The organism is Pseudomonas sp. NA-150 (assembly GCF_044336365.1).
Taxonomy (GTDB): Bacteria; Pseudomonadota; Gammaproteobacteria; order Pseudomonadales; family Pseudomonadaceae; genus Aquipseudomonas.
On the sequence record NZ_CP172305.1, the window covers coordinates 4015786 to 4027885 of the forward strand.

Below are 12100 nucleotides of genomic sequence, written 5' to 3' on the forward strand. Positions count from 1 at the left end.
ATCTCGAATAGGTCGAACAAGCGGCGAATCTTAACAGGCGCACCCCCTGCGGCTCCAGCGCGGGGACAAACAACACGCCGTCGCCAGATACAGGGCATAACGGACTAAATGAATACCCAAACATCAACTGCGGTCATTATTCCGACGCTGGCTAGTTGCCAGAGTCCATCACCTGTTAAATTTGCGGACATCTCTACTCATTCAGACTACCCATGCCCGCCCAACTTAAACGCCGCCTGTTTGTGTTCTTCGCGATCGTCCTGCTGATCGCCCTCGCCTTCTTTGCGCAGTGGTATTTCAAGGGGCGTTTTTACGAGACCACCGACAACGCCTATGTGCAGGGCGAAATTACCCGCCTCTCCAGCCAATTGGGCGCGCGGGTTGAAGAAGTGTTGGTGCAGGACAACCAGCACGTGGAAAAAGGCCAGTTGCTGATCAAGCTCGACGCGGCCGACTTCCAGATGGCTGTTGACCGCGCCAAAGCGATGCTCGCCACCCACGAAGCCGAACGGGTGCAGGCCCAGAGCAAGTTGACTCAGCAAGGCAGCATGATCGCTTCGGCCGAAGCACAAGTGGCGTCCACCCAAGCCACGCTGGGTCGCACCCAGATCGACCTGACCCGCGCCGAAACTCTGCGCAAACCCGGGTTCATCTCCGAAGAACGGGTGACCACCCTCTCCGCCGACAGCCACATCGCCCGCTCGCAGGTGACCAAGGCGCAAGCCGACGCCCAGGCGCAGAAGCAACAAGTGGTCGCACTGGTGGCGGAAACCAAACGCCTTGACGCGCAGATCGCCAACGCTCGCACCGACCTCGCGCAAGCCGAACTCAACCTGCAACGCAGCGAGATCCACGCACCGATCAGCGGCACCATCGGCCTGCGTGGCGCGCGCAATGGTCAGTACGTGCAGGTCGGTGCCTACTTATTGTCGGTGGTGCCGGATGAAGACATCTGGGTCCAGGCCAACTTTAAAGAAACCCAGATTGGCCATATGCAGCCGGGACAAAACGCCGAGCTGACCTTCGACAGCTTTGCCGACACACCGATCAACGCCAGGGTCGAGAGCCTGTTCGCCGCGTCTGGCGCGCAGTTCAGCCTGCTACCGCCAGACAACGCCACCGGCAACTTCACCAAAGTGGTGCAACGGATTCCGGTCAAGCTGACCTTCGCTGCCGACAACCCGCTGCACGGCAAGATCCGCCCCGGGATGTCGGTGACCGTGAAAGTCCACATCAAAGCCGACGGCGACAGCAGTGGCCGGTGATCAACTGATCCGCCCCGTCGGCGAGCCCAGCCGACGGGACTGGATCGCGGTCATGAGCGTGATGCTCGGCGCGTTCATGGCGGTGCTGGATATCCAGATCACCAACTCGTCGCTCAAGGACATTCAAGGCGCGCTGTCGGCGACGCTGGAAGAAGGCTCGTGGATTTCCACCTCGTATCTGGTCGCGGAAATCATCATGATTCCGCTTACCGCGTGGCTGGTGCAATTGCTCTCGGCGCGGCGTCTGGCGGTGTGGGTGTCGTGCGGCTTTTTGATTGCCTCGATGCTCTGTTCGATGGCCTGGAGCCTGAACAGCATGATCGTGTTCCGCGCCCTGCAAGGCTTCACCGGCGGCGCGCTGATCCCACTGGCGTTCACCTTGACCCTGATCAAGCTGCCCGACCACCATCGCGCCAAGGGCATGGCCTTGTTCGCCATGACCGCCACCTTCGCCCCTTCCATCGGCCCGACCCTCGGCGGTTGGCTGACCGAGAACTACGGCTGGGAATACATTTTCTACATCAACATCCCGCCGGGCCTGATCATGATCGCCGGGCTGCTGTATGGGCTGGAGAAAAAGGACTCGCATTGGGAATTGCTGAAAAGCACCGACTACGCCGGCATCGTCACCCTGGCGGTCGGGCTGGGCTGTTTGCAGGTGTTCCTTGAGGAGGGTCATCGCGAAGACTGGCTTGAATCGTCGCTGATTGTCAGCCTGGGCAGCATTGCTCTGGTCAGTCTGCTGACCTTTGTCATCATCCAGCTCTCCAAGCCCGAGCCGCTGATCAACCTGCGAATCCTTGGCGAACGCAATTTCGGCCTGTCGAGTATTTCCAGCGTCGGCATGGGCGTGGGTTTGTACGGCTCGATCTACCTGCTGCCGCTGTATCTGGCGCAGATTCAGGGTTACAACTCGCAGCAAATTGGCGAAGTGATCATGTGGATGGGCATCCCGCAGCTGTTCCTGATTCCGCTGGTGCCGCAGTTGATGAAGGTGATGCCGCCCAAGCTGTTGTGCGCGCTGGGCTTCGGGCTGTTTGGTTTCGCCAGCTTTGCCTCCGGCGTGCTCAACCTCGACTTTGCCGGACCGCAGTTCAATCAGATCCAGATCGTCCGCGCGCTGGGGCAGCCGATGATCATGGTCACCATTTCGTTGATTGCCACGGTGTATATCCAGCCCAAGGACGCCGGTTCGGCGTCGAGCCTGTTTAACATCCTGCGCAACCTAGGCGGTGCGATCGGCATCGCCCTGCTCTCGACCCTGCTGGATGCGCGGACCAAGGTCTATTTCGATTACCTGCGCGAGTCGATTGTGCCGAGCAATCCGCAAGTGGCCGAGCGCATGGCGCTGCTCACCGACAAGCTGGGCAATGAAACGGCGGCGCTGGGCAAGCTCAGTGAAATCGCCCATCAGCAGGCGATCATCATGGCCTACAACGATGCGTTCCATTTTGTCGGAATTGCGCTGGGGGTGAGCATGATTGCGGTGTTGCTGACCAAGGCCTTGCCGATGGGGGCGAAGGCCGGGGCTGCGCATTGATTGGTTGTCTGCCCCGTCACCTACAAGGATTCATGCCGTCATTCACAACGCCAACAACCGCTCCCGCAGCTTGCCAATCTCGTCGCGCATCTGCGCCGCGGCTTCGAACTCCAGGTCGCGGGCCAGTTGGTACATCTTCTCTTCCAACTGACGAATGCGCTTGGTGATCTCGCTCGGTGAGCGCAGTTCGGCTTCGTACTTGGCGTTCTCTTCGGCGGCCTTGGCCATGCCCTTGCGCTTTTTGCTGCGCGAACCTGGCACGGTGGCGCCTTCCATGATGTCGGCGACGTCCTTGACCACCCCCCTGGGGGTAATCCCGTTCGCCAGGTTGTGCGCGATCTGCTTGTCGCGACGGCGTTCGGTTTCGCCAATCGCCCGTTCCATGGAGCCGGTGATGCGATCCGCATACAGAATCGCCCGACCGTTGAGGTTACGTGCCGCACGGCCGATGGTCTGGATCAGCGAGCGCTCGGAGCGCAGGAAGCCTTCCTTGTCGGCATCGAGAATCGCCACCAGCGACACCTCGGGCATGTCCAGGCCTTCGCGCAGCAGGTTGATCCCGACCAGCACATCGAACACGCCCAGACGCAGGTCGCGGATGATTTCGACCCGCTCCACGGTATCGATGTCCGAGTGCAAATAACGCACGCGCACACCGTGGTCGGCCAGGTAGTCGGTCAAGTCTTCAGACATGCGCTTGGTCAGGGTGGTCACCAACACCCGCTCACCCAACGCCGCGCGCTTGCCGATCTCGGACAGCAGGTCGTCGACCTGGGTCAGTGCCGGACGAATCTCAATCTGTGGGTCCACCAGGCCGGTCGGGCGAACCAATTGCTCAATCACTCGCCCGGCATGTTCAGCTTCGTAGTTGCCCGGCGTGGCCGAGACAAAAATGGTTTGCGGGCTGACGCCTTCCCACTCATCGAAACGCATCGGCCGATTGTCCAGCGCCGATGGCAGACGGAAACCGTATTCAACCAGGGTCTCTTTACGCGAACGGTCGCCCTTATACATCGCGCCCACTTGCGGCACGCTGACGTGGGATTCGTCGATCACCAGCAGCGCATCGGCCGGCAGGTAGTCGTACAAAGTCGGTGGTGCCGCCCCGGCAGGTCGCCCCGACAAGTAGCGCGAGTAGTTTTCGATGCCGTTGCAGTAACCCAGTTCGAGGATCATCTCCAGGTCGAAACGGGTGCGCTGTTCCAGTCGTTGCGCCTCCACCAGCTTGTTGTTGCTGCGCAGGTATTCCAGGCGTTCCTGCAACTCGACCTTGATGTGCTCGATGGCATCCAGCAGGGTTTCACGCGGGGTGACGTAGTGGCTCTTGGGGTAAAAGGTGAAACGCGGCAGCTTGCGAATCACTTCGCCGGTCAACGGATCGAACGCCGACAGGCTTTCCACTTCATCGTCGAACAGCTCGATGCGGATCGCTTCCAGATCGGATTCCGCCGGGTAGATATCGATCACGTCGCCGCGCACACGGAAGGTGGCGCGGGCGAAATCCATGTCGTTGCGGGTGTATTGCAGGTCGGCCAGACGACGCAGCAGTGCGCGCTGGTCCAGCTTGTCGCCACGGTCGACATGCAGCACCATTTTCAGGTACGTCTCGGGGCTGCCCAGACCGTAGATGCACGACACGGTGGTGACGATGATCGCGTCCTTGCGCTCCAGCAGGGCCTTGGTCGCCGACAACCGCATCTGTTCGATGTGGTCGTTGATCGAGGCGTCCTTCTCGATGAAGGTGTCCGACGACGGCACGTAGGCTTCCGGCTGGTAGTAGTCGTAATACGAGACGAAATATTCCACAGCGTTGTTCGGGAAGAAGGCCTTGAACTCGCCGTACAACTGCGCCGCCAGGGTCTTGTTTGGCGCCAGCACCAGGGTCGGGCGCTGCACTTGCGCGATCACGTTGGCGATGCTGAAGGTCTTGCCCGAACCGGTCACGCCTAGCAATGTCTGATGCGCCAACCCGGCTTCAATCCCCTCGACCATCAGGCGAATGGCTTCCGGCTGGTCGCCGGCAGGCTGGAAACGGGTGACGAGCTGAAACTCGGACATAAGCTACCTCTGGGTTCGTTCCGACATGCAGGACGCTGCCGTCACGAGAAAACCACGAACGACCGAAACAGTCGACGAAAGACTACAGATGGAGTCGCGAACGCCACCTTTCAAGCGCTCAATCCTACAAGTCAGGAGGCACTGATCGATATTTTTTAAGGGTGTTCGAAAAAATATACAGAAATCCTGTAAAAACCCGTAACAACCTATCGCAGCTCTGAACGATGCTCTCTATACTAACTCCCCGTTTGTGCACCGCTCTAGTGCATTCGGCCGGAGCGTTGTACCCCATCAGTCCTCCCTATCAGAGCCCCCGCAAAAATGAGCCTGTTCTCCGCTGTCGAAATGGCACCACGCGATCCTATCCTGGGCCTCAACGAAGCATTCAATGCCGATACCCGAACTGACAAAGTTAACCTGGGTGTAGGGGTTTACTGCAACGAAGAGGGGCGAATTCCACTCCTGCGTGCCGTTGTCGAAGCCGAGACCATTCGCGTCGCTCAACATGCCGCGCGTGGCTACCTGCCCATCGACGGGATCGCCGCTTATGACCTGGCCGTGCAAAAACTGCTGTTCGGCGCCGAGTCGCCGCTGATCGCTGCCGGTCGCGTACTGACCGTACAAGCCGTGGGCGGTACGGGCGCGCTGAAACTGGGTGCCGACTTCCTCAAGCAACTCAAGCCAGGCGCCGTGGTTGCCATCAGCGACCCGAGCTGGGAAAACCACCGCGCGCTGTTCGAAACCGCCGGCTTCCCGGTGCAAAACTACCGCTACTACGACGCCGCCACCCATGACGTGAACCGCGTGGGCATGCTGGAAGACCTGCAAAACCTGCCGGACGGCTCGATCATCGTCCTGCACGCCTGCTGCCACAACCCGACCGGCGTTGATCTGACCCTAGACGACTGGAAAAAAGTCCTCGAAGTCCTGAAAGCCAAAGGTCACGTGCCGTTCCTCGACATGGCGTACCAGGGTTTCGGCGACGGTATCGACGAAGACGCGGCCGCTGTGCGCCTGTTCGCCGAGTCGGGCCTGAACTTCTTCGCTTCCAGCTCGTTCTCCAAGTCGTTCTCGCTGTACGGCGAACGCGTGGGCGCACTGTCGATCGTCACCGAATCGAAAGAAGAAACCTCCCGCGTACTGTCGCAAGTCAAACGCGTAATCCGCACCAACTACTCCAACCCGCCAACCCACGGCGCAACCATCGTCGCTGCGGTGCTGAACAGCCCGGAACTGCGCGCGGTGTGGGAGCAGGAACTGGCGGAAATGCGCCTGCGGATTCGTGGCATGCGCGTGGCCATGGTTGAAAAACTGGCGGCGCTGACTACCCAGGACTTCAGCTTCGTCGGGCGTCAGGTCGGCATGTTCTCCTACTCGGGCCTGACCAAAGAGCAAGCCGTGCGTCTGCGCAGCGAGTTCGGCATCTATGCCCTCGACACTGGCCGTATCTGTGTGGCTGCGTTGAATAACAGCAACATCGATGTGGTGACCAAGGCGATTGTTCAGGTGATCTGATCGGTTATTCATACATCCCTGTAGGAGCTGCCGGAGGCTGCGATAAGGTCGGAACGACCTTCGCGATTTAAAGTTTTCGCAGCCTTCGGCAGCTCCTACAAGTGTTGTGTCTGTCTGTTATTGCGCCTTCTTGCGATACGCCATCGAATCATCGATCCGCTTCAAGATGTAATCCCCCGCCGCCACCGGTTGATACCGACTGGTCGCTGCATCGATCCCCAGATCACACGGGTCCACCACCGCGCTGTAGGTCGGATCAAAAAAGGTCGCGATGGAATAGCGTTCGTGCCCTGATTTATTGATCACCCGGTGCAAGGTCGAGCGGAAACGGTTGTTGGACCAGTGCGCCAGCAAATCCCCGACATTGACCACCAGACTGCCGGCAATCGGCGTCGCATCGATCCAGCTATTGCTGCTCAATTCCCGCACCTGTAAACCACCGCTGTTGTCCTGATAGAGCAAGGTGATGCAGCCGTAATCGGTGTGCGGCGCTACGCCGAATTGATCAGCCTCGGCCATCGGCGGGTGCGGTGGGTAATAGACCATCTGCGTGCGCTGCAGGGTTTTCTGGTATTTGCTGCTGAAGAAATCGACGTCGATCCCCAACCCGACTGCCACCGCTTTGAGCAGGTCCGCACCCGCCTTGCCGATTTCCGTGTAGTACTCCGCCAGCGCTTCGCGCATTTCCGGCATGAAGTCTGGCCACTGATTCGGCCCGCGCAGGGCTTCACCGGCCAGCACTGAGGGATCGTCTTCCGGCAGTTCCAGGCCCATGCTGAAGAACTCTTTGAAATCCGGCTTGGTCGCCTCATACATGGTCGCGCCACCCAAGGCGTGCCAGCCACGGTGACGTTTGTTGACCGCCACCTGGCGCTTGGTCTCGGCCGGATAGGCAAAGAACTGCGCGGCAGCGGCCATGGCGCGGTCGATTACCGGCTGGGGCACACCGTGATTGACGATATAGAAGAAGCCGATATCGACGCAGGCTTGGCGAATCGCTTCACCGGCGCGACGAATGCTCGCCGGGTCACCTTCACGAACACCGGACATATCGATCAAGGGGAGATTGGCGCTAGCGGTCATGCTCACTCCTGTTTGCGGTCATTACAGCGGGCGAAATGAAGGTTCGGGCGACAGGCTGACGAACCGGTATATACAGGCATTAGCATTTACTGTGCCGCCGAGCCCGGCACCTGCTGAAAAGCTTTGGGCCAAAGCCTGTCGGGAGGATTGGCGACCTTGTACCGAGCCTTCACCCCCGCTGTCACGGGGTTTCCCTTTGCCCCAGCAGTGGGCAGCACGACCCCAATCGGTGCAACTTTCGGTGACAGGCATCGGTAGCAGTGTCGACCGCCCGACCCCGGCGAACCTGACAGACAGGCTCAATCCCGCTGTTTACCGCCTCTCGTCGATTAATTGGCCTGCATCTTGCCTTACCTGTATATACAGGCTTATATGCCTACCTGTTTTCGACGAATCCACGATCACTACACCAGGACCGATCCCATGCAAGCGACTCTGCAACTCACCCCCGGCCAATTCACCCTCGAACAATTGCGCGTGGTTTATCAACAACAGGCGCCGTTTGAACTCGACCCTGCCGCGCGTGAGGCAGTGGACGCCAGCACCCGTACAGTCAATGAAATCATCGCCAACGAACGCACCGTGTATGGCATCAACACCGGTTTCGGCTTGCTGGCGCGCACCTCGATTCCGACTGAGTCGCTGGCCAAGCTGCAACGCAACTTGCTGCTGTCGCACTGCACCGGCACTGGCCCGCTGCTGGACGACGCCAGCGTCGGCCTGATCATGGCGCTCAAGGTCGGTTCGCTGGCCCGTGGTTTCTCCGGGATTCGCTGGGAAGTGATTCAGGCGCTGAGCAAACTCTACGCCGCCAAGGTTTACCCGTGCATTCCGTCGCAAGGTTCGGTGGGCGCGTCCGGTGACCTCGCGCCGTTGGCGCACATGTCGGCGGTGCTGATCGGTATCGGTCGTGTGCGTCATCAAGGCCGCGAAATGGACGCGGTCGAAGGCCTGGCCCTGGCCGGCCTGGAGCCGATGGTACTTGGCCCGAAAGAAGGCCTGGCATTGATCAACGGCACCCAGGTGTCGACCGCCCTCGCCTTGCGCGGTTTGTTCGCCACCGAAAAACTGTTCAGCGCCGCCGTCGTCGCCGGTAGCCTGAGCGTTGAAGCGCTGAAAGGCTCCGACGTTCCCTTCGATGCGCGCATCCAGGCAGTACGCGGCCAACCGGGACAAATCGACGTCGCCGTGTTCTACCGCGAGCTGCTGGCGCACAGTGAAATCCGCGAATCCCATCGCGATTGCGCCCGCGTCCAGGACCCGTACTCGCTGCGCTGCCAGCCACAGGTGATGGGCGCCTGCCTCGATCACATGCGCTTCGCCGCCAACGTATTCCTGCGCGAAGCCAACGCGGTCTCCGACAACCCGCTGGTGTTCAGCGCAGACGGCGACGTGCTGTCCGGTGGCAACTTCCACGCCGAACCGGTGGCGATGGCCTCTGACGTACTGGCCTTGGCAATCTCGGAAATCGGCGCGCTGTCCGAGCGTCGCATTGCACAACTGGTCGACCCTGCCCTATCCGGTCTGCCAGCGTTCCTGGTACTCGAAGGCGGCCTGAACTCCGGCTTTATGATCGCCCAGGTCACCGCCGCAGCCCTCGCCTCGGAAAACAAAACGTTGGCGCACCCGGCCTCGGTCGACAGCCTGCCGACGTCCGCCAACCAGGAAGACCACGTGTCGATGGCCACTTTCGCCGCGCGCCGTCTGCTGGACATGGCCGGCAACAGCAGCGCCGTGGTCGCCATTGAAGTACTGGCCGCCGCTCAGGGCATCGATTTGCTGACCCCGCTGAAGACCTCGGAAAAACTCACCGAAGTGATGGCGATGGTGCGTGAAGAAGTGCCGCACTACGACGAAGACCGTTACTTTGCCCCCGACATCGCTGCCGCCCGCGCCTGGGTTGAAGACGGTGTGTTTGGCCAGTGGTTGCCGTTCCAACGCCTGCACGGCTAAGCGTGTCGCGTTCGCTGGGCATTTCGCCCGGCGAACGCCTATGGTTGCTTCACGTTTTTTTGCAACTCTAGGAATCCTATGCGTCGCTATCACTCCGGCACTGATTTTCGTCGCGCCCACAGCATTGCTGAACTGGCTGCAATGGCCCGTCGACGCTTGCCGCACTTCGCCTGGGAGTACCTGGAAGGTGGCGCCGAAGAGGAATTGACCCTCGCGCGCAATCGCCAGGGATTTTCCGATATCGGCCTGTTACCGCGGACGCTGGTGTCTTGCCTGAAAACCCATACCCAGCGCTCACTGTTCGGCACCGAGTTACCGTTGCCGATCGCCATCGGCCCCACCGGCTATAACGGCATGCTCTACCGCGATGCCGACCTTCATCTGGCCAAGGCTGCCACCGAGCGCGGCCTGCCGTTCACCCTCAGCACCGTGTCCACCAGCTCGCTTGAGCAGGTGGTCGCCGCCGTGCCCGAGGTCAATCTGTGGTTCCAGTTGTATTGCCTGCGCGACCCGGCGGTGCAGCACGATCTGCTGCAACGGGCCAAGGCCGTCGGCTGCAAAACCCTGTTGTTGACCAGTGATGCCGTGTTGTTGGGCAATCGCGAATGGGACAAACGCAATTTCGTCCGCCCCAGACAACTGAGCCTGCGCAACAAACTCGACGTCCTGCGCCATCCGCGCTGGATGCAACAAGCACTGTGGCCCAATGGCCTGCCGATTCTTGGCAACGTCGAGCGCTATTTGCCCGAAGGACAGCGCACCATTGCCGGCGCCGCGCACTTTATTGGTTCACAAATGGACACTGGCCTCGACTGGCAGGCCCTGGCCCGTTTGCGCGAAAAATGGCCGCACCAACTGATCCTCAAAGGTGTACTGCACCCGGCCGACGCGGAGAAAGCCATCGCCTTCGGGCTGGACGGCATCGTCGTCAGCAACCACGGCGGACGCCAACTCGACGGCGTGCCCGCCAGCATCGATTGCCTGCCGGCGATTGCCGCCGTGGCCAAGGGTAAGCTGTCGATCCTGCTCGACAGCGGCGTGCGCCATGGCACCGATATTCTCAAGGCCTGCGCGCTGGGCGCCGATACGGTGCTGCTCGGCCGCGCGACCTTGTATGGCGTCGCGGTCGGCGGCCAGCAAGGCGCCGGGCACGCGCTGGATCTTCTCGCTCAGGAGCTGCGTCTGGCCCTGTCCTTGCTCGGACAACCCGACTTGAGCCAACTCGACCGTCATGGCGTGCTCCTGACCACCTCTTCACCTTTGACCGTGAGCTGAACGATGAACGATCTGCAACAGACCCTCGACCAACTGCGCGCCGCTTTGGGTGACAGTGCCGTGATTACCGGCGCCGCGATCAACCAGCGCCACTACAGCGACTGGACCGGCCACGCTCCGGCCTGCCCCGCCAGCGGTGCTGTTGCCGCGCACCACCGAACAGGTGGCCGATGCGTTGCGCATCTGCAATGACGCAGGGCAATCCGTGGTGCCTCAAGGCGGCATGACCGGTCTGGCCGGTGGTGCCGTGCCGCGCACCACTGACATTGCCTTGTCGCTGGAGCGCATGCGCGGCATCGAGGAAATCGACGCGGCGGCGGCGACGATCAGCGTCTGGGCCGGCACGACGTTGCAGGACATTCAGCAGGCCGCGCTCGACGCCGGGTTTCTGTTTCCACTGGATCTGGGCGCGCGTGGCTCGTGCCAGATCGGCGGCAATATCGCGACCAACGCCGGCGGCAATGCGGTGATTCGTTACGGCATGACCCGCGATCTGGTGCTCGGCCTCGAAGTGGTGTTGGCCGACGGCCGGGTGCTCGATCTGCTGAACAAGATGATCAAGAACAACTGCGGTTATGACCTAAAACAGTGCTTCATCGGCAGCGAAGGCACCCTTGGCGTGATCACCCGCGCCATTTTGAAGCTCGCACCTCAGCCTGGTGAAACCACCACCCTGCTCTGCGCCTTGCCCGACTACAGCAGCGCGGTCAATTTGCTGCGTCGGGTGCAGCGCAGCGCTGGCACGCCACAAGCCTACGAGTTGATGTGGCAGGACTTCTTTCGCCTCGGAGTGTCCTGGCTGGAGAACCCGGTGGCGCCGATGTCGGACGAGCATCCGCTGTATGTGTTGTTCGAGTCCGCCGGCCCTCGCGAGCTGCTGGAGCAGACCCTGGAGGCGGCCATTGAAGCCGGTGAAGTGCTCGATGCAATCATGGCCAGCTCGCACACTCAGGCCCGCGCGCTGTGGAAGATTCGCGAGGCCACCGGCGAGTTCCCGCTGCGCTTGAGCCCACTGAATTTCGACGTCAGTTTGCCCATCGGTCAGATCGGCGAGTTCGCCGAATTGTGTCGTCAGCGCCTCGATCAACGCTGGCCCGGTAACCACAGCGTGTATTTCGGCCACATCGGTGACAGCAATCTGCACCTGACGGTGGATTGCAATTCGTTGCCTCAGCCGGCGCCAATCCTTGAGATCGAAGAACTGGTCTATACCGCAGTAGGGGAACTGGGCGGATCGGTGTCGGCCGAGCATGGTATCGGCCTGCTCAAGCGCGAGTTTCTGCACCATTCAGTGAGCGCCGAAGCGCGTCTGGCGATGCAGCAACTCAAGAACAGCTTTGACCCCAAAGGTATTCTCAATCCGGGCAAGATTCTCTGAGGCAAGTGATAAAGGGTTGTATATACGAGTATG

General features: G+C 60.8%; 9 protein-coding genes. 7 read left to right on the forward strand and 2 right to left on the reverse strand.

Annotated elements, in window-relative coordinates; all coding sequences use genetic code 11:
* Window positions 1-212: 212 nt before the first annotated feature.
* Both ACF0H7_RS19025 and ACF0H7_RS19030 read left to right on the forward strand, forming a co-directional pair.
* Window positions 213-1265 (forward strand): HlyD family secretion protein, encoded by a 1053-nt coding sequence (locus ACF0H7_RS19025; protein ID WP_397448437.1) that lies wholly within the window; start codon window positions 213-215, stop codon window positions 1263-1265.
* Window positions 1266-1317: 52 nt separating this feature from the next.
* Window positions 1318-2805, forward strand: coding sequence for an MDR family MFS transporter (locus ACF0H7_RS19030; RefSeq protein WP_397453947.1), 1488 nt, complete (start codon window positions 1318-1320; stop codon window positions 2803-2805).
* Window positions 2806-2847: 42 nt separating this feature from the next.
* Here ACF0H7_RS19030 and uvrB read toward each other — a convergent pair whose 3' ends face one another.
* On the reverse strand, window positions 2848-4863 hold the full coding sequence (gene uvrB / locus ACF0H7_RS19035; RefSeq protein ID WP_397448438.1) for an excinuclease ABC subunit UvrB: 2016 nt from the start codon (window positions 4861-4863) through the stop codon (window positions 2848-2850).
* 321 nt (window positions 4864-5184) lie between these two features.
* Here uvrB and ACF0H7_RS19040 point away from each other — a divergent pair, with 321 nt between their 5' ends.
* On the forward strand, window positions 5185-6378 hold the full coding sequence (locus ACF0H7_RS19040; RefSeq protein ID WP_397448439.1) for an amino acid aminotransferase: 1194 nt from the start codon (window positions 5185-5187) through the stop codon (window positions 6376-6378).
* A 117-nt stretch (window positions 6379-6495) separates the two neighbouring features.
* Here ACF0H7_RS19040 and ACF0H7_RS19045 read toward each other — a convergent pair whose 3' ends face one another.
* Entirely contained in the window at window positions 6496-7461 is a 966-nt protein-coding gene (locus ACF0H7_RS19045) for an isopenicillin N synthase family dioxygenase (RefSeq protein ID WP_397448440.1), read from the reverse strand.
* Window positions 7462-7884: 423 nt separating this feature from the next.
* On the opposite strand from ACF0H7_RS19045, the gene hutH reads away from it, so the two are divergent.
* From hutH to ACF0H7_RS19065, 4 genes are all read left to right on the forward strand, one after another.
* Window positions 7885-9414 carry a histidine ammonia-lyase gene (hutH, locus tag ACF0H7_RS19050; protein WP_397448441.1) on the forward strand — a complete coding sequence of 510 codons (1530 nt, stop codon included), beginning with the start codon at window positions 7885-7887 and terminating at the stop codon, window positions 9412-9414.
* 78 nt (window positions 9415-9492) lie between these two features.
* Window positions 9493-10689 carry an alpha-hydroxy acid oxidase gene (locus ACF0H7_RS19055; protein WP_397448442.1) on the forward strand — a complete coding sequence of 399 codons (1197 nt, stop codon included), beginning with the start codon at window positions 9493-9495 and terminating at the stop codon, window positions 10687-10689.
* 3 nt (window positions 10690-10692) lie between these two features.
* Window positions 10693-10881 (forward strand): hypothetical protein, encoded by a 189-nt coding sequence (locus ACF0H7_RS19060; RefSeq protein ID WP_397448443.1) that lies wholly within the window; start codon window positions 10693-10695, stop codon window positions 10879-10881.
* Window positions 10832-12067 (forward strand): FAD-binding oxidoreductase, encoded by a 1236-nt coding sequence (locus tag ACF0H7_RS19065; RefSeq protein ID WP_397448444.1) that lies wholly within the window; start codon window positions 10832-10834, stop codon window positions 12065-12067. The genes ACF0H7_RS19060 and ACF0H7_RS19065 overlap by 50 nt, the downstream gene beginning before the upstream one ends.
* Window positions 12068-12100 lie beyond the last annotated feature (33 nt).